This is a genomic window from Pseudoalteromonas ostreae (assembly GCF_018069805.1).
Lineage (GTDB): Bacteria > Pseudomonadota > Gammaproteobacteria > Enterobacterales > Alteromonadaceae > Pseudoalteromonas > Pseudoalteromonas ostreae.
This window is the reverse complement of sequence record NZ_JAGPYN010000039.1, coordinates 1-20,828: the sequence shown is the minus strand read 5'-3', so window position 1 is coordinate 20,828 and position 20,828 is coordinate 1. Positions and strand designations below refer to the sequence as shown.

Genomic DNA, 20,828 nt, shown 5'->3' with positions numbered 1-20,828 from the left:
GAAATACAACATAGCCATACTTATACAATTATCCATATTGGTGATGACATGAAAACGCGCCCCCCATCTTTAAATTACATCGCTGAATCTATGTTGGTACGTCAGTATTCATTACGTACCGTAAATACCTACCTGTGATGGGTTGCATTTTATAGTGATTTTCCTGATAAGCGCCATGGCGCCAGATGAAGTTAAGCTAATTATGATTCATTAAAATGAGCTATAACTTGGGGGCAATGCAATAAAAACATTTTTACAAAAAGGGGCTAACGTATGTTAACCCCAATTTATGTGTAATCTATTTACAGTGTGTTATTCAATAACAACAAACCATAAGCTGCGAGTTGCTCGTCATTGAGGTCGTGTTGCCAGCTAGGCGTTAACCCCTAACGTTTGATGCTGCTGATGCTTTGCGGGTTAGCGGTTAAGTTAAGCACAAACACTGATTTACTACCGTTTAACTCGCGGGTTATTTCAACTAGGCCGTTATCGTATTGATTTAACGCATAACTGCCTTTAATACCCAGCTCTGGGCGCTGTTTTTTCTGCGAAATTAAGTGCTGATATAAACGCCAAAGTGAATCAGAGTCTGCTTGCTGTACTTTAACATTGCGATCGCCTGCGCTAAGCTGCTCGGCTAAAAATTCAGGCCACCAGCTGGTAAAGTCTTTACCAAATAATTCACTTTGTTCAACCCAGCTCGTTTTAGCTTTGGTAAAACCGGCTTGATTGCTGTTGTCCCATTGCATAGGCGCGCGTTTATACACATCGTGACCTGTGCCACCTTGTGTTAGGCCAATTTCTTCACCGTAATAAATATACGGCGTGCCAGGAGAGCTAAATAACATCGCAGCGGCAAGTTTTGCTTTATCGTCGTGCTCTGCAAGTTGATAAGCCACACGCTCTTGGTCGTGATTAGTTAAAAACGGCGCAAAAAAATCAAGTGGTGCGGCTGAGTCAATACGTTGCTGTAAATTTTGTTTGAGCACATTGGCATCAACTGTATTCACTTGTTGATTAGACTGCATCGTGCCAAACTGCGCTTCGCCACTGGCATCGGGTTTTAACAAACCCAGTATTTTATAGCCCACTTCAAAATCAAAGCCCTGATCAAGCCCCTTCCCTGCACCATAATACTTGGCTGCCACAGGAATGTCGGCCCAGGCTTCACCTACTAAATACGCCTCTGGATCAACGCTTTTTACGTATTGGTTAAAGTGCTGCCAATATGCAATAGTTTCGTCGGTATCGGCTTGCGCATCTGCGCCACCTTCCATTGCAAAACGTACTGCGTCTAATCTAAACCCTGCAACGCCTTTATCAAGCCAAAACTTAGCCATTTTTTCCATTTCGGCAATAACATCTGGGTGGCGTAAATTCAAGTCTGGTTGGCTCGCTCCAAACGCACCATAGTAATACTGCTGGCGTGTTTCATTCCAATGCCATACAGCATCGGGTTGGTCGTTATTACTCCATGCGTGGCCCCAGCCGCTTCCAGCTTTTGGCATATCGTCGCGCCAAATAAAGTAATCTGCATAAGGGGCTTCATTATTTGCTGAACGCTGAAACCATTCATGGTTACTTGATATATGGTTTATAACTAAATCAAGTATGACTTTCATGCCTTTGTCGTCAGCAGCTTTTATAAAGGCTTCAAACTCTGCCATGCTGCCGTAGTCGTTTTCTACTTGGTAAAATTCAGTAAAATCATAGCCATGATAAGAAGGTGCTTCAAACATCGGGGTTAACCACAATGCGTTAACGCCAAGCTCTTGTAGATACGGGAGCTTTTGGGTCATACCATTAAAATCGCCATGACCATCAGCATCGCTGTCGTAAAAGCTGCGTGGCCAAATTTGATAAAATACCGCATTTTGCCACCAAGGCGTTGCGTGTTGCTCAGTGTTAAATTGCGATATTTCGGTGTTATTAGTGTTGGTATTTAATGATGGTGCGCTCTGGCAGCCTGTTAGCATGAGTGCCAGTGCCAACGCGCTTAAAGTAAAGGTTTTCATTACAGCCTCGTTGTTATTGTTATAAATAACATAGCCGTATTTCACTACGGCTATGTTAATTAACCTGAACTTTGGATAATAAATCCATCTCAAGCAGCTATTTTCAGCGCTAACTGCGTTGAATTTACTTGCAATAGGCGAGCTATTGACGCGTAATTTCGCCTTGTTTTCACTAAAAATCTCTGGCTAGAGAAAAATAAGCACAAATATCTTTTTATTCAATACTTTAGTAAATCTCTTAACCAGAGTTCAGGTTAATTAGTTTGCGGTTATTTTAGTGCTTTAGTAACAACTGGGTAATGATCCCATACTTGTTTGTCACTTAATGAGCGAACTAGCTTCACGTATTCAGCATGCGTCCACGCCAGCGGTGTGGCCGAGTTAGTACCCTCGCCTAACGTGTAACCCGCTTTATTGTTGCCTACGCCATCCCATACTTGTTCTGGTAGCATCATGCCTTGGTTAGCAAATTGCTCTAGGCCTTTTACATAGCTATTTTTAATAGCCTGCTGCTTTGTTGCATCTAACGTATTATTGGCATTCGCGGCGGCAATTTCATAATGACCTCGTTCGCCGGTAAAAAATGGCCAAACTCGCCCACGTTGCCCTGGGCTATTTTGCCCGCCTTCGCCGTAGTTTGCGCCGGTTACTTCGTCTTCACCGTATCCGTCGTTACCATAACGGCGATAACCCGCGAATGTGCCGCTGCCATCAGTAAACTCAAAGCTGTATTTAACTTGTAGGTTATCTGTTAGGGTTTCGTCATCATACTCGGGCAGTGTTTTTACTATGCTAGGCGCTAGCGCATCACGTACGCCATAGCGAACCAACTCTAAAAAGCCACCATCAAGTATTTGCTTTTTATTAAACCCGTCACGGCCATTATTAGCGTTAATTTTGGTATTTGAGTTAGCGTTTTTATCTTGGCCAATACGAATAAAATACTCGCCGTCTGATGCGTTTGATTCTAAATTACCTGCGGTGGTAAACATCATGTTTTCTATATCAGCGTTGTAACTTTTTGCTGTTGCAAGGTAGCGTTTAGCATTCACCTCATCTCCTACCATTTTTGCAATATCAGCAGCGGTAATTAAACCGGCAACAACAGCTGCGGTGGTTGATGGCGAATACCCTTCTTGCTCTTCCCAGCGCTCTTGTTGAGTGGCTGGCGGCGTTATTTCTGTGTCGTTCCACAAAATTTTTGCGCGCCCACCGTCTACTAAAAAGTCAGCGGCAGGCTTTAACATACGGCCGTACCAATTCGTTAGCTCTGCATCTGTTAATACACCTGCTTGGTGAAGCTTCCACGCTAGCATAAGTGGCATAGCGGTTTGGTCTAGCTGTACGCCTACCCACTCAAGTTCGCCATCTACGTGTGTTTTTTGTAAAAACCAACCTGTGTCGCCGTTGTTATCTGGTGTATTGGTGTTTACTTGTACTTTTTCAAGGTATTCGAAAGCTGTTTTAGCCGTGTCGGTATCACCCATGGCCATGAACGCCATAGCCACTTGGTAAAAGTCACGTACCCATACCGCTTTATAACCGGTAGAGCCGGTTTTAGCCGATACGGTTTCGCCCCATGGGTTAGATAAAGACGCAATCAGCGCACCTGCATGAGTTTTATCTTCTTGGGCTTTTAACACCATGGCACTGGTATAAAGTAACTTGCCGTTATCAGCGGTTTGCGCTGTCATACTGTTAAGCGGTGCAAGGCTTTGCAGGTAGTCTTGCCAGCCTAATGCCTCGCCTTTGCCGTTGTAGTTATCAAGTACGTGTTGGTAGCCACGATTTAAACTTGCTTGGCCTTCTTTAAAGCTTGCTTGCTCGTTGTTACCAAAACTCAGGGTTAAATCAAATTGGCTGCTTTTGCTAATCTCACCCAGCTCAGCAAGTAAGCTCACATTACCTGATTGCTCACCGGTGTTGGTATATACATTGTTTAGTTGCTGTGAGGTTTTAAGTTCATTTAGGCCATCGCTCTTACCGGTAAAACCCACACTTGTTTGTTTAAATGGCTGTGCACCTTGCAATGACAAGTAATTATCGTCCTGCCAAGCAACCAAACCTTGCTCAGTGGCTTTTGCAAAGTCATCTAAGCCGTTGTTGTTTATATACGGGTTAACCGTTACATAAGCTTTTACACCGTCAAGCTGGGTACTAAAAATACTGCGTACAAATAAGCTTTGCCCGTCTGGATCGGTAAATATGTGTTTTTCGAGGCTAAAGCGACCTTGTTTGTCTTTACTTACTACTTTGTATGCTAATGATAACGGGCGGCCTTTATCGTCTTTGTATAAGTAATCAATGGTAACGTCTAAGTCGTCAGTTTCGGTGACTGTAAAATCTTTTCCTACTACAACAAATTGCATGTCTTTAATTTGCGCTTGATGAATAAGCCCAAACATGGTTTCGGTGATCATGCCTTTAGCAATTGAAAACCATACTTTGGATACTGTGCCTGTTGCTGCATTATCGCTGTATGCGCCGTTTTGGTATTGCTCAAATGACGTGCCAATACCGGTTTTACCTGAGTATGCCCAAAATGGTTCAGCGCCTGGCGCACCAGGGGCTGTTAATTGCGAAGTGACGTGTGTATTCTTTTTTGCTTGTTCAGTGCTGCAAGCTGTTAAGCCCAGCATAAGTAAGCTTGTGGTGATGATGTTGTATTTTTTCATTTTATACCCTTAATTCTTTCTCTTAGTGATTGGGCGTGCAAACGTTACTGTGTTTGCTTAACACGCAGTACAGCAACAGCCGCCAATACAAATGACACAGCGCCGAGCACTAATGCATAAATAGGTTGATTCTCAAAGAAATTACGTAAAATGAGGCCTAACACGCTGGCAGCGAGTAATTGTGGGATCACAATAAAAAAGTTAAATATTCCCATATACACACCCATTTTATGACTCGGTACTGAGGTACTTAACATGGCGTAAGGCAAGGACAAAATAGACGCCCACGCAAAACCAATACCTATCATTGGCCAAATAAGTAACGTTGGATCTTTGATGACAATAAAGCTAACTAACCCTAGCGCACCCAATATCAAGTTGATGGCATGTCCAAGCTTTAAACCCACACGCCTTACGATGATCGGGATACATAACGCGGCAATTGCAGCAAAACCATTGTAAGCCGCAAACAAAATGCCGACCCAATCAGCGCCGTTATTGTACGCCGCAGAGCTGGTATCGCTGCTACCGTAATGAAAACTGGTAACCGCTGACGTGGTGTAAATCCACATTGCAAATAGGGCAAACCAACTAAAGAACTGCACCCATGCGAGTTGTTTCATCGCCTCTGGCATAGTAAATACATCGTTTACAACTTGATAAAACCCGCCCGTTGTTGCTTGTTTTGCTTTAAGCAGACCTGCAATAAATTGAATAACCCCAAAGCTCACTAAGCCACCAGCAAGTAGGTAAAGCTCTTTTTCAAGATTTAGCCCTGTTACAAGCCCAAGCACAGCTAAACCGAGTACGGTAAAAACGATACCGCCTTTAGTAAAATTCACTGAATTAGCAATGGCATCTGGCTCGTTAGCGCTGTCTTGCTCGTTAAATTTAGCCAGTTGCTCAGGTGAATATTCTTTGGTGGTTAGAATCGTCCAGCCAACCGCGATCAATAAAATGACCCCGCCAAAGTAGAATGAATACTTCACTGAATCTGGAATTTGCCCCAGTGGTGCAGTATTGGCAATATCAAACCAGTTAGTCATCATCCACGGTAATGCTGACGCCACAACCGCGCCTACACCAATAAAAAAGCTTTGCATGGCATAGCCCGTTGCTCGCTGTTTTTTGGGGAGGTTATCACCCACTAAAGCACGAAATGGTTCCATGGTTACGTTAATAGAGGCATCCATGATCCACAGCATACCTGCCGCTATCCATAATGTAGGAGAGTTGGGCATAATAAACAGCGATAAGGTCGTTAAAATAGCGCCGTATAAAAAGAATGGACGACGACGTCCTAGTTTGCCCCAAGTTTTATCGCTCCAATACCCTATGATCGGTTGCACAATTAAGCCTGTTAACGGTGCTGCCACCCATAAAATAGGAATGTCATCAACGTTTGCACCCAATGTTTGAAATATCCGGCTCACATTACCGTTTTGCAGTGCAAAGCCAAATTGAATACCTAAAAAGCCAAAGCACATATTCCATATTTGCCAAAAGCTTAAATCGGGTTTGTTATCTCTCATCATGTGCTCCAGTGGTTAATACTGCACTGCTAAGCGCATTTAAAGTTAAGCTGATCTGTGCATCTTGTTCGGTGATAGTTATTACTGCTGTTTGGTTTGCTTCCAGTAAATCAAGTAACTTAAACTCACCACGCTTATCATTAACTAAGGTAGTCATTGGAATTTCAATGGTGACGATTGTTTGTACACTCGAAAAATTACTCACCACCCAAATTTGTTGATTACCGATACTGCGGCTAAACGCTGCAACTTTTTCGCTGCCAGTAACCACGAGTGGTTGCATGTCACCGGCTACAACTGCTGGATGCTTACTCAACGCCATAACGGCTTTATAATATTCACGTAATTGACCTTGTGCCGGTGTTAATAAAGCACCATCAAATTTGCCGTTGTTCATCCACGCTTGATGCGCTGGCACGCCAATATAATCAAAAATACTGGTACGAGTTGGTTTACCAAACCCTGCATCATCAGAGCCGTCTTCACCCACATCTTGGCCAAAATATAAAAGTGTTGGCGCACGGCTAATAAGGTTTGATACTACTAATGCGGGTTTGCCCTTTTCACTACTACCTGCAAAGTCAGGGCTGGCGATACGTTGTTCGTCATGGTTTTCTAAAAAGTGCAGCATATGCTGCTCTATGTCAGCCACTTTTTGCTGAGCATTAAAAATAGTGTCTGCCGGTTGCGTGCCTTGCATAACAGCTTTTAAGGTGTCGTAAAAGCCGACTTTATCGTACAAGTAATCCATTTTTCCTTGCTGGATATACGGGCGATATAGTGCGGGATTGTATACTTCGGCTAGTAAAAATGCCTCTGGGTTGTGCATCTTGATTGATGAGTTTAGAAAGCTCCAAAACTCTACTGGTACCATTTCGGCCATATCATAGCGAAAGCCATCTACGCCTTTATCGAGCCAATATAGCGCAATATCTCTAAATTTGTACCAGCTGTTAGGTAAGTCTTTGTCTTGCCAAAACTCAAAGTGCGCGCGTAAATCTTTAGTAGCATACTCATCGGGCAGAGTTGGAAAGTCATAACTACCGTCAGGTTTTACGCCATAATTTACTTTAACTGTTTCGTACCAGTCGTTTATATCAGGCTTAGCAGCACGGGTACCATTACCAGTCCATTTTGCCGGCGTTTCAGCAAATAAGTTATCGGCAAGTGGGTGCGTATTACCGCCTAGCACTTGGTAGTTTTCACTGGTTGGTACTTGAAATGACTGCCCAGTAACGTAATAAAAGTTATTATCGCGGGCATACTCGACGCTGGTGTCATCTTGCTCACCAAAATCTTTAACTCCGGTAGGTTTTGCAGTTGATTGATAATGACGCGCCACATGATTTGGCACAATATCAATGACCACTTTCATACCGTGTTGGTGGGTGCGTTCAATCAATGCGGCAAACTCTTCTAGGCGGCGCTCTGGATTGATGGCTAAATCTGGGTTTACATCGTAATAGTCTTTAATCGCGTAAGGAGAGCCTGCGCGCCCTTTAACGACATCTGGATCGTCTTGGCTAATGCCGTATTGGCTATAATCCCCCACCAGCGCGTGGTGCAGCACACCTGTATACCAAATATGGGTAGTGCCAAGTTGTTTAATGCCACTTAAAGCAGCATCATTAAAGTCACTAAATGTGCCTACGCCATTTTGCTCTTTAGTACCCCATGGCACGTTAGCCGTTTGGGTGTTGCCAAATAAACGGGTAAATACTTGGTAAACCACAGGCTTTGAATGTTCGTTAACTTGTTCAGCTACTTTTTTGCCAACACTGAGGGTGGTAGGCTCATCTGAGCAGCTCGATAATAATAAGCTACTAGCTAATACCCATGAGCCATATTTAAATGTGCTAATTGTGGTTTTGTTTGTTGTCATAATGTTCTTACTTAGATCTGACGTTTTAATGAATTGTCATTTAAACGTCATTTTTATTATAAATTTAATACTAAAGTGAACTGTCACTGACTGACAGCGGCTGCATACGTATTCACACAGGGTATTTATTCAATTATTAATACCGTTGCACTCATAGGCGCTAAGGTCACTGTATCTGTTATATTTATTTGCTGATCTGTAAAAAGACTCACGGCCTGTTTGTGTTGCCCAATAACCTCTTGCAGATACGCTAATGGCCAGCTCTTTGCTGCGGTATTTTTATTTAAAAACACTAGTACAGTTTGCTGTTCACTTATCCGCGCGTAACTGTATATACCTGATTTAGGACTAAAATGAACCAGTTTACCTTGCGCTATTGCTGGGCTTTGCTTTCTAAAATTAAGTAAGGTGGTGATGGTTTGCTGCATATCACGCTGCTGATCTGATAACCCTTGTCCTGTAAAAGCATTACTTGGCTGGCCTTTAAAACCACCTGGAAAATCAATACGGATATCACCGTGATCATTACTGCCCGTATTATCAAGCAATACTTCGGTGCCATAATACATTTGTGCAATACCACGGGTAGTTAAAAGCAGTGTCATCGCTATTTTAGTTTTCGCTAAATCTTGCTTAAGCTGAGTGTAAACTCGGCTCATATCGTGGTTATCGGCAAACACGAGCAAGTTGTCTGGATTTGGGTATAAAAAGTCATTGGCGATTGATTGATACACTTTTACCCAGCCAGTGTTCCAACTCTCCTTTTCATTAAGTGCTTGAATAACTGACTCTTGTAATGAAAAATCCATCACGCTTGGTAAGCTTGAGGTGTAACCATCGTTATTAACTTTGCCCGCTTGCCAGTATGAAGCAATGGCTGGGTTTGATGTCCACTCTTCGCCAACAATATTAAAAGTGGGATACTCAGTCATTATGGCTTTAGTCCAGTCAGCTAAAAAGGCTTTATCTGAATATGAATAGGTATCGACGCGAATACCGCTTAAGTCGGCGTATTCAATCCACCAAATAGCATTTTGAATTAAATATGTTGCTAAAAGTGGTTGACGCTGGTTCAAATCTGGCATTGTGGCTACAAACCAGCCATCGCTAAACTGGCGTTTATCAAACTCACTGGCATGAGGATCTTGAATGGTTTGGCGAGCATGGCTGGTAGCATGTTTACCGTTTGCAAACTCGCCATTAAAATTGATCCAATCTGATGTGGGTTTATCTGTCATCCATTCATGCTCAGAGCCAAAGTGATTAAGCACTAAATCCATCACTATACCTATACCGTGTTGTTTCGCTTTAGCTGATAACTCGCGATATAACTCATTTGAGCCCATGCGTGGGTCGATAGTGTAAAAATCGGTAATTGCATAACCGTGGTAAGAGTAGCTGGGCATATCATTTTCAAGTGGTGGGGTTAACCAAAGCTGGGTTACGCCCAGTTTTTGCAAATACGGCAGTGCGTTAATCACACCTTGAATGTCGCCACCGTGACGCCCGCCTCGCTCAATTGGATTTGCAGCCTCAAGCATTCCTTTTACTGTATCGTTGCTGCTATCGCCATTAGCAAAGCGATCCGGATTAATTAAGTAAATGGTATCACTGCTATCAAAACCGTTACGTTTGCTGCTATTTGCTTTACGTGCATGCAGTTGATACTCAAAACGCTTACCTGATTTACTGCTAAACACTAAAACACCGGGCTTTGTGCTTGGATTTATTTCAAGATTTAAAAAAGCGTAATTTGGGTTATCGGTTTTAGTTACGCTTTTTAAACTCACTCCAGAGTAAGATGCTAATTGCCATTGTTGCTTAGCAATACCTTGATCATGCAGCATAATTTGCAAGGCATTACTTTGCATACCAACCCACCAGTTTTGTGGTTCAACGCGCATTTTTGCGTGCAGCTGAAAGCTCAGTATTACTGTGACTAACAGTAATACACTTTTTGATGGTCTCATATTAATATCCTGATTATTTTTGTTGCGGGATGATGGGTGTAAGCGCGCTAAAATGGCTTGCACACTGATGGTTAAAATTATAAAGCTCTTTAATTTGCTGTTGTTGCGTATAACTTGGCTTAGCAACGCTAGGAGGGAAGACGCCATAACCGCTCAATAAGCTATGCCACGACAGACTTGAATAGTAGTGTTCAATCCCTTGATGGGCAATTTCGCCAGTTAAATCATTACGCGATAGCCAGCACTGAAGAATATTTTTTAACGAGGCTGATAGCATTTCATTTTGACCATTTGCTTGCCAATACTCGGTATCTCGACGATTAGATGCGCGATAATGACACACAATATAATCGCGAATACCTTCTATACGGTTATTAATTTGCATATTGAACGGATCACGTTTTACTTCACTCGGTCGGTTATGCTCAAAACATGCGATAAACGATTCGATTGTTTGCTGCACTAAATGTAAAGCAGTTGCTTCAAGAGGTTCAATAAAGCCTTGCGATAAACCTACAGCTAAACAGTTTTTATACCAATGTTGCTTAACTCGTCCTACTTTCATTGTTAGCTTACGTGCAGGTACATCGCAATTGAGTAAGCCGAGTTTGGTTCTAAGTTCTGTTTCTGCTTCATCAGCACTGCAAAAGTCTTGGCTGTAAACATAACCATTGCCAATACGATTGGTAAGCGGAATAGCCCATTGCCATCCATATTTTAATGCGGTTGAAGTTGTTTGCGGGGCTTGTAATTGATTACTCATTGTCGGCAGTACAATAGCACTGTCGTTAAATAGATTTTCTTTAAAACTAAGCCAAGGTACGGCTAATGCTTGCTGAATAAGCAATCCTTTAAAACCACTACAATCGATAAAAAAATCAGCTGCAATACACTGCTGTCCATCACTGTTTTCATCAAGAACAAGCTGCTTGATGTTGCCTGCAGAATCAAGCTCAACCTGCGCTATGGTGCTTTTTAGGTGCTTAACACCTTTGCTTGTTGCTCTATTAGCTAAAAATAGCCCAAGCAGTCCCGAGTCAAAATGATAACCATAACTTTGCTGAAATGGAAAGTCCGCTTGAGTATGTGGCCCACGCCGTTGCTTAGCTAAGTAGGCTGCTAAAAAATAGCTGTCGGGATGTGCATCAATCGCTATACCTTGACGTTTTAACAAACAACTTTTTATAAATTGCTGCTGTGTATGTAAATCCGTCTGCCCATAAAATGAGTGAAAATACTGCTCATGACCTGGATGGGTAGACCAATTTTTAAATTCAATCCCCAGTTTGTAGGTTGCATTGCATTGAGGCATCCACTCACTTTCGCTAATATTTAATGTATCGAAGAATTGTTTTAACTGCGCAGTCGACCCTTCACCAACACCAATAGGCGCAATTGTTGGTGATTCAATTAAAGTGACATGGGTATCAGTGAGAGAATGATTTAATAAATTAGCAGCCATCCACCCTGCTGTACCGCCACCAACAATAATAATATTCATACTAAAGGTGACCTTTTGCTAACTCTGAGCCACTGCAAAATTGCTGTAAATATTGCTCATGTGTTGGTAAGTGAGTCACGTATTGTTGTTGGATTGTGGTTATATTTGATAAGAACTCATCCAGCTCAGAATCTGAAATTGCACGTGCGAGCGGATGATAACTTTGTGGTCTGATCCCTTGTCCAATTAAAACTTGTAGCCAAGCAACCTCTGAAAAAAGTTCATCTGCTTGTATTGATAGCGTACCTGTTCGTTTAAAGAGTGCAATACGTTGCTGTAATGAGTCAGGTAATGTCATAGTGCTACATTGTTGCCAAAATAAAGACTGTTTTTGATTAACAGCGTAATGCAAAATAATAAAATCACGAATTTTTTCAAATTCATTTTTGGCTTGTAAATTATAAGCATGCGCCGATAACTCACAATCAGGGTGCGCCGGAAATAACTTAATAAACCGAGCTATACTGGTTTGTATTAAATGTAAGCTGGTCGACTCCAAAGGTTCTAAAAAGCCACTAGATAAACCAATACTTAAACAGTTTTTAAACCACTGCTGTTCACGCCGCCCTGGCGTGAACTTAATATGTTTTGGGGCCGTTATGGTCTCAGTTTCTAAACTATTTAATAACTGTTGTTCAGCTTGTTCAGCACTCATAAATTGGCTGCTATATACCAGCCCATTCCCCACTCTATTTTGCAGCGGAATTTGCCATTGCCACCCAGCATCTTTTGCAATCGAACGAGTAAATGGCGGGGTATTTTTCAGCGGTTTAGTTTGCACTGCAATTGCACGGTCACAGAAAAGCCAATGCTGATAACTTTGGTATTTAACCCCCAACGCCTGTTCAATCAAGCGTGCACTGGAGCCGCTGCAATCAATAAAAAAATCACCTTTTATGGTTTGTTCATCACTGAGTTCAAGAGTTTTAATCAAGCCATTATCGTCTAATTTTACAGACTCCATCGTACCACTGAGATATTCTACACCTTGCGCAATTGCAAACTCTTGTAATAACTTTGCGTATTTGCCCGCATCAAAGTGATAAGCATAAGTAAGCCCAGCTAAAGGCGTTTTACCAATCTGTGGATTTGGGTGGAATTTATTATTATTTGCCGCAATGGCATTAACACTGTAGTCCCATAAGGTTTGCGTTGTTTTGCTTTGGTTGCTTTTGAGCCAAAAGTGATGAAATGGGGTGATCCCAAGCCCTCTGCCAATATCACCAAATGCATGCTGGTAACTATCGCCTTGTTGGCCCCAATTTTCAAATTGAATACCAAGTTTATAAGTGCCTTGAGTGCGCTTTAAAAAAACGTGTTCATCAAGCCCCAAGACATTGTTGAAAGCCTGTATCGCAGGGATAGTTGCCTCCCCTACACCAACAGTTGGAATATCGGGTGATTCTATTAAAGTGATTGATAGCTGCTTAGAAAACACTTTTGCTAACATCGCTGCGGTCATCCAACCTGCACTGCCGCCGCCTAAGATAACAATTTTTTCTATCGCTTTCATTTATCACTCCTCACAAATAAAAAAGGGATCTCTATTGAGATCCCTAGTATTTTGTCTCAATCGCGTTTAATACAACTGAATCATACTGACTTGGGTATATATTTAATTAAAATTTATAAGCAAAGCCTAATAAATAATTAGCCCCATAGCTTTGATAATCACGTACCGTTGCTTTATTACCGTCATGGTAAGTTACAAACGGCTCATCAGTTAAGTTTTGTGCTTGTAGCGATACAGTAAGACCTTGTAATGCTTCAATGCTAGACTCAGAGAAATCGTAACCAATTTGGGCATCCCAGATAGTCTCTTCTGCAACAACGACCGTTGTTCTTGCTAATGATAGACCATTTACTTCACCTAAGAAGTCTGAGCGGTAACGCATACTCACACGTGCTTGAAAACCGTAGTTTTCATAATAAAGTGTCCAGTTATAAACTTTATCTGATAGACCTGGAATTTCTTCTTTCTCACCATTGAGATTATCAAGCGAAGAATCTAAAAAGGTAGCGCTAATAACGGTACCAAAGCCTTCAAGGCTATCGCTGAGTATATTACCTGGTAATGTCGCTGTTAACTCAAGGCCTGATACTTTTGCATCGCCTACGTTATCCCATGCGCTCACTAGACCTTGGTTAGTGATCGGCACTTCACCGTTAGGTGTATCAACATCAGCAAAATCACCTAGTATTTGCGTGTTGAACTGCCAATCTTCGATGTCTTTATGAAATAAAGCAGCTGCAAAATAACCTTCTGCACTAAAGTAATACTCATACGATAAGTCGATTTGATTAGCAATAACAGGACGCAAACTTGGGTTACCGCCACTTGCACTCCATGGTGAATTTTCTAGATTAGTCGGTGGTGTTGTAACGTTGTTTTTTGCCGTATCAAAGCTGTAGCTGTTACTTGCATTCATACGATCCATACGTGAACGCGACATTGTACGAGCTAAACCAAAGCGTAGCATTTGATCTTCAGTCAACGATAAGTTCAAGTTCAAGCTTGGTAAAAATTCAGTGTACTTGTCGCCTGCTCTATTTGATTGTACGCGGATAAGGCCTGTATCTGGGTCTGAATCAACCGCATAACCGTCAGAGCTTTGATCTGTATTTACAATTTGCAAGCCCACGTTGCCGCGTGCAGGTAAACCAAACAATTCAGTATCTAAATCAGCTTTAACATAGGCAGTTAAAATATCCTCTTGTACAGTCCAAATATTTGCCCAACGATCAGTCTTGGTATCGCCTTGATTAAATGAATCGTACGCGCCGCTGTTGTATAGGGCTAACGAATCATACGCAATCATGTTACCCATACCAATAAAATCAAGAGATACTGAGCCTAGGTAGTATTCATCTGGGATACGCACCATTTCAGGATACTGCTTGAGGCGCAGGTACTCACCGGTATCTTGTTTATCTTTTTCACGACTGCTGTAGTTAACACCAAATTCAACGTGGCTTATCAGGCTGTTTTCAATGTAAGTTTTTGCACTTAGCTTTAATGATGCTAATTCATCTTCAACATGTGGTCTATTTAAAAAGCCATCTTGACCGTCGCCACCAACAACACTATCGCCCCAAGTACGCGCTGCACCCAGTTGAAATAAATCGCGGTCTGAATAATCAAGTGTAGGGGTAAAAATGGCCCCTGCCATACCACTGTCAAGGCTGTATTGTAGGTTATCACCAAGGCCTTCGTTGTCACCACGTCCTGTCGCTGCATAGCTTTCAAGACCCCAGACATCTCGTTCAACCTTTGAATAACTCACATCAGCAGCCACTTGCCAGCTGTCATTTATATCGTATTCAACGTTAAAACCAAGCGCGAGTAAATCAGCAGTCCTAAAGTTTACGTCATTACGCACTAAGGTTTTAATATTATTAACTTGGCCTTGAGTAACAACGCCGCCATTGGTGGCTAACGTTTCATAATTTGTATCTGCGCGACCTGAATTTAATGGCAGCTCTATGCCTCGTAATATTTGCTTATCTTCAAAATCAACATACATCGCATCGGCGGTAATATGCAGTTTATCTGATGGTGCAAACTCAAGCACACCTAAAAAGCTATCTCTTGTTAGCTCTGATGAACGTGCATAAGGCTTAGCGCCCGTCAAACGTAAATCGCCATCAGCACCACTTGGATCATAACCCCATGCATTCCAGCGTTGTTCTTGATTTGGTGATTCCATGTGGGCATAAGCAAATGCAACACCAATGGTATCGTCAGCAAATTGATCTACATAACCAAACGAACCACGATAACCTTTATTATCCATTTCTGGATTAACTGCATCCATTTCGTTTTGTTCAAAACGCACATTTGCAGTAATTGATTGTTCACCGGCTGAGAGAGGACGCGTAGAGCGTAAATCAACGGTACCGCCAATCCCTTGAGTCGTTAAAGATGCGTCTGGCGTTTTGTATACAACAACTTCGCTGATCACTTCTGACGGGTATAAGTCGTATTCAACACCACGGTTATCACCAATCGATACTTGCTCACGACCATTAAATGTTGTGGTACTAAAGTCTTCGCCCATACCACGAATAGTAATTGAACTTGCACGGCCATCTAAGCGTTGCGCTGCAAGACCTGGTAGGCGCGCAATTGATTCTGCAATAGATGAATCAGGTAACTTACCGATATCTTCTGCTGAGATTGCCTCTACTACTGAGCTGCTGAATCGTTTAGTGTCGATAGCTTGAATTAAACTACGACGAAAACCTTTCACTTCAATGACTTCTAAATCTTCATTCGCAGTTGTTTGTTGCTCAGCTGCAAAACCTGCCATGCTAGTTAAGCCTGCGGTTGCAAGTGCAATTGTTAATATACTTGGTTTGAACATAGACATGATGTGTTTCCCGTTACCCAATTTTATATTACTAACTTTTAGCGGGTTGCTTGTGATAGAAGCAAACCATTTGTTAGCTATTTTGTTGTCAGGATGAATTTTAACGCCCGCTTTATTTTATTAACAACTTTATGCATACGTATTCAGACTAGTGCAAAACCAACAACCTTAACAAAAAATTCACATAGATGATGGCAACACCTTGTTTTTATAGGTATTAAGATAAGGCAGTTAAACATTCTATTTAATAAAAGAAATATGCACTGTTTAGAGCTCCTTTGGTGCGGCAATTTATAGTTTAATACCTTAATTATTAGAGTATTCACACTGGATATTCGTGTGTCGGTCGCATCTACCTCAAAATGCTAATTGGTAAGACCAATACAAGCATTAGACCATAACGCTACAGAGTAAATAGAATATGCACCAAGTTGGACTAATTACCTTGTTAATGATGCGAGAATGAAAATTGGTAAACATTCATTTGCCGCTCACATACCTTTGTTAATAGGTTTTTCGGAAGCGGTTTTCCTTATCAAAGCGATCTATTTAGCATGCATACGTATGCATCCTTTTTACAGTATCAAGCCCTTCACGTATGCTTTTTAAAAAATAACGTAGTTCGCTTTAATTGAACTGCTAACAAGATTACGAACACACCATTTCTAAACAATAATAATTGCGAGGGTAAAATGGGGAGTGTTGTCACGATGGAGAAAAAAATGGCTCAACAGCAGTGGTATAAGGGTGCCGTGATTTATCAGGTTTATCCGCGCAGTTTTCAAGATACCAACGGTGACGGCATTGGTGATTTAAAAGGGATCATCAACCGGATAGACTATATTAAAAGTCTGGGTGTTGATGCTATTTGGATCTCACCATTTTTTAAATCCCCAATGAAAGACTTTGGCTATGATATCAGCGATTATCGTGACGTAGACCCTCTTTTTGGCGATCTTAATGACTTTGACGAGCTCATTGCACACGCTCATCAACGTGATATTAAAATTATTATTGATCAAGTATTGAGCCACACATCAGACCAACATCAATGGTTTTTAGACAGCCGAGAAGACAAAACTAACGACAGATCTGATTGGTATGTCTGGGCTGATGCAAAACCAGATGGCACCCAGCCAAACAACTGGCTTTCTATTTTTGGTGGCCCTGCTTGGCAATGGGAGCCGCGTCGTGGCCAGTATTATTTACACAACTTTTTTACTGAACAACCGGATCTTAATTTTCATAATCCAGATGTACGTCAAGCAGTATTAGATAATGTTGAGTTTTGGCTTAAAAAAGGCGTGGATGGTTTTCGCCTAGATGCAATTAACTTTTGCTATCACGATGCACAGCTACGTGACAACCCTGCTAAGCCGCCTGAAAAACGCCAAGGCCGTGGTTTTAGTGAAGATAATCCGTATGCGTTTCAATATCATCACTACAATAATACCCAACCTGAAAATATCAGCTTTATGCAGGATATTCGTGCCTTACTTAATAAATACCCAGGCACGGTGTCGTTAGGCGAAATATCATCCGAAGATTCACTCGCTACTATGGCGCAGTACACGTCAGGTGGTGATAAGCTGCACATGGGTTATAGCTTTGAGCTGCTTACAAATGACTACAGCAGTGAGTATATTCGTACAACAGTCGAGACATTAGAAAATAGAATGACTGAAGGTTGGCCTTGCTGGGCCTTTAGTAACCATGATGTAGAACGTGTTGCTAGTCGTTGGAGTAACAATGGTGAAGTAAACCCTGCGCAGTGTAAAATGCTTACCGCCCTACTCGCTTCATTGCGCGGTAGTGTATGTATGTACCAAGGTGAAGAGCTAGGTCTTGGTGAAGCAAGTGTGGCGTTTGAAGACTTACAAGACCCATATGGGATAACTTTTTGGCCAAACTTTAAAGGCCGAGATGGCTGTCGTACGCCTATGCCATGGCATAATGATGACAGTGAACAGGCCGGATTTTCTACAACGAAACCTTGGTTACCTGTTGACGAAAACCACAAACACCAGTCTGTAAGCAAACAAGATAGCGATAGCGATTCGATTCTAAATGCGTTCCGCCATTTTATGACATGGCGTAAGCAACAAGCTATTTTACTTGAAGGCGATATTGAGTTTATCGACACCCCTGAGCCATTGTTAGCTTTTTACCGTCGTTTTGCAGGCCAAACTATGTTGTGCGTATTTAACCTAGCCCAAGAGCCTGCAAGCCTTAACATTGAACACACTGATATTTTGCAACATACAGAACTGAATCATCACAATGGCAGCTTAGATAAACAAACCCTTACCCTACCCGGTTTTGGTTGTTTTTACGCAGCCGTTAGTTAATATTTTTTAGTAATATAAAAGGGATTTGCAAGATTGTAATTTCCTTTTCGAAAAAGAGTAATCGGTCATAATCTATATTGTGGCCGGTTTTTTTTGGTTCTTTATACGACTATAAATAAGACTCGCTTAACAATAATGCAATTCATACAAAATGAGCCGCTCGAAATCAATTTATCTTAACTATTCTTTTACTTTCTCATAGCACTTAACGTATACCGTGCTAGGTTAATTAAATCAATCGCACTGATACGTGTTCCGACTGCCTGTCGTTGCTAGCAGTTTATCATGTCCAACCACAGCTTATTTTTGTTGCTTGGGTTAGGTGCATCGCATCTTTAAAATAGATTATTTCATCTGCTGATGTAACCATTAATTCAACACTGAGATAGAAAAACGGATCGCTGTGTTTTCCATATGTACTCTATAATTTAATAATAAAAGCGATACGTTATGCCACAGAATTACTCGGTGTATGGCCAAACCAACTGAATTTTTCTCATTTTTCAAGACATATTAATATCTTTTTAATGCTATTTCAGTTACTACTAATACGCTCTGAGAGTCGCTTCCAAAAGCATTGAAAAAGAAAAAGCCAGTCAGATTAACTGACTGGCTTTTGCTCAATGAACGGTTTTTTTATTGCTATAAGAACTATAGCTTAATGTTCACACCAACAGTAGCACGACGACCGATTGGATCGTACCAGTTAGTGTCTTCAAACGCTAGAGGGTGTCTAGGTGGTGTTTTGTCGAACATATTTTGAATACCGAAACGTAGGTCTACGTTTTCAAGTACTCTATAGTTCATCGATAGATCAAACGTTGTATACGAAGGGATCTCGTTATAATCATGTTGCTCGATATTCCAGCCGTTACGGTCATCTACAGCACTGTGGCGGTAATTGGTGACCAATACAGCTCTGAAATCTCCGTACTCATAGCTAGTGTTCAAGCGAGCTCTCCATCTCATGTGCTCTTGCTCACCAGTATTAACGAGTAAGTCTGTTGCATTACCAGTTTGGTTTACTTCGTACTTCTCAACGTATGTCGCTGTCAGCTTAAAGCCAAATTCACCATAACTAGTTTCAAAATCGTAAACAGACTCAATATCTACACCACTTTTCTTTTCTGTCGCTGCATTCATTGAAGTTTCAAGGTAACCATTCACTTCTAATGTATTTGCATCACGACTAAAGTATTGACAGAATGGGTTATCCAAGCTATCGGAACGATAACAGTTTTCATTCATGCTCCTATAGTTGTAAAAGTAAATAGCATCTGAAATTTCAAAGTTCCAGTAATCAACTGTGATATCAAAACCTTCTAACCATGTTGGCGTATATACGAAACCAACGATCGTATCTTTCGATACTTCATTGAATAACTTACTATTACCACCTAGTTTACCTTCTAAGCTGCCACTGTCTTGCCACTCTTGTGACGGCATCCAACCTTTTGGTATGCCAGCTGCAGCACAGTTTTTGATAACATTAGCTTTATACTTATCATCAGTGTTTTGAATTTTATCGGCTGCGCATTGGTCTCGACGAGTCACATATTGAGTACTTGCTGCCCCGTAAAGCTCTTCAATATTAGGCGCACGCACTGATTCAGCAACAGTGGCACGGAAACGGATCTCATCATTCAACTCGTAAGTTAAGCCTACTTTGTACGCAGAGTCACTACCTGTTGATGAATAATTCATGTAACGATATGCAAGCTCTAAGTTCACCTCCTGAGCCCACGCTTGGTCAGCTACTAACGGAACAATTATTTCAGCAGCATATTCTTTAACGTTAATTGCACCAGAGTACGCTAAACCTGAGTTACCAAAGATGATACCTTTACGGATACCTGTACCCGGCTCTTCATACGCTGAGTCACGGCGCCATTCAAAGCTAAATGCAGTACCGATTGGACCCGCTGGTAATTCATATACGTCACCCGTAACTGTTGCACCAAAGCTTGTCTGTGTTCCGCCATGCTCTGCTGTTGCAACTGTAGAAATGTAATCAATTGCTTCAGCAGAATGTTGTGGGTTACCTAAGAAATTAATCGGAGCACAACCACTCAGAGCACCAACAACTTCACCCGCCTCATTTCTATCCGCACAAACTACGTTGCCTTTGTATATAACAGCATCAAGCGAATTGTATAGATTTTGTTCAACCACTTCACCGTACCACTTTGTATCTTGCTTTAAGCGTCCGTGTTGGAAGTAAGTTGAATATGACCAGTTGTCATCGATATACCCGTCTAGACCAATGGATGTACGGAAAGTCGAACGCTCTTGGTCGTATTTACGAGGACCAAAATCCTCACTTGAACGACGCATCGTAATTGACTCAGCACTGTTTTCTTTCATTAGATCGCGAAGATCCTGTTTGATAAAAGCATTGTCTTTACGAATTTTTAATGAACGCCAGAATACTGGAGTGCTTTGACCAAATGCTGAACTTCTTGAATAGACAGTATCAAAAGATAAACGATGATTGTCGTTTATCTCGTAATTACCTGCAAAGTTAAAAGTATGTCG

10 protein-coding genes are annotated in these 20,828 nt (G+C 41.6%); 1 reads left to right on the top strand and 9 read right to left on the bottom strand.

From position 1 onward, the window contains the following. Positions 1 to 386: 386 nt before the first annotated feature. The 8 genes from J7338_RS19820 to J7338_RS19785 all read right to left on the bottom strand — a co-directional run bounded on the left by J7338_RS19820 (position 387) and on the right by J7338_RS19785 (position 15,945). Positions 387 to 2,015 (bottom strand): alpha-amylase family glycosyl hydrolase, encoded by a 1,629-nt coding sequence (locus J7338_RS19820; RefSeq protein ID WP_228733041.1) that lies wholly within the window; start codon positions 2,013 to 2,015, stop codon positions 387 to 389. 269 nt (positions 2,016 to 2,284) lie between these two features. Beyond that, entirely contained in the window at positions 2,285 to 4,690 is a 2,406-nt protein-coding gene (locus J7338_RS19815) for a glycoside hydrolase family 15 protein (RefSeq protein WP_210798685.1), read from the bottom strand. Between the two features lie 44 nt (positions 4,691 to 4,734). Next, positions 4,735 to 6,222, bottom strand: a complete 1,488-nt coding sequence (locus tag J7338_RS19810; RefSeq protein WP_210798686.1) for an MFS transporter — start codon at positions 6,220 to 6,222, stop codon at positions 4,735 to 4,737. Then, entirely contained in the window at positions 6,212 to 8,104 is a 1,893-nt protein-coding gene (locus J7338_RS19805; RefSeq protein WP_210798684.1) for an alpha-amylase family protein, read from the bottom strand. Before J7338_RS19805 ends, J7338_RS19810 begins: the two co-directional genes overlap by 11 nt. Positions 8,105 to 8,229: 125 nt before the next feature. Then, entirely contained in the window at positions 8,230 to 10,008 is a 1,779-nt protein-coding gene (locus tag J7338_RS19800; protein ID WP_228733042.1) for a glycoside hydrolase family 13 protein, read from the bottom strand. A gap of 79 nt (positions 10,009 to 10,087) precedes the next feature. After that, on the bottom strand, positions 10,088 to 11,575 hold the full coding sequence (locus J7338_RS19795; protein ID WP_210798682.1) for a tryptophan halogenase family protein: 1,488 nt from the start codon (positions 11,573 to 11,575) through the stop codon (positions 10,088 to 10,090). Between the two features lies 1 nt (position 11,576). Continuing rightward, complete coding sequence (locus J7338_RS19790; RefSeq protein ID WP_210798681.1) at positions 11,577 to 13,088, bottom strand: tryptophan halogenase family protein; 1,512 nt, start codon at positions 13,086 to 13,088, stop codon at positions 11,577 to 11,579. Positions 13,089 to 13,194: 106 nt separating this feature from the next. Next, positions 13,195 to 15,945, bottom strand: coding sequence for a TonB-dependent receptor (locus J7338_RS19785; protein ID WP_210798680.1), 2,751 nt, complete (start codon positions 15,943 to 15,945; stop codon positions 13,195 to 13,197). Positions 15,946 to 16,667: 722 nt separating this feature from the next. Here J7338_RS19785 and J7338_RS19780 point away from each other — a divergent pair. Next, positions 16,668 to 18,293, top strand: a complete 1,626-nt coding sequence (locus J7338_RS19780) for an alpha-glucosidase family protein (RefSeq protein ID WP_210798679.1) — start codon at positions 16,668 to 16,670, stop codon at positions 18,291 to 18,293. 651 nt (positions 18,294 to 18,944) lie between these two features. Here the strand turns inward: J7338_RS19780 and J7338_RS19775 are convergent. Continuing rightward, positions 18,945 to 20,828: TonB-dependent receptor domain-containing protein (locus tag J7338_RS19775; RefSeq protein ID WP_210798678.1), on the bottom strand; the 1,884-nt coding region annotated here is incomplete at its 5' end.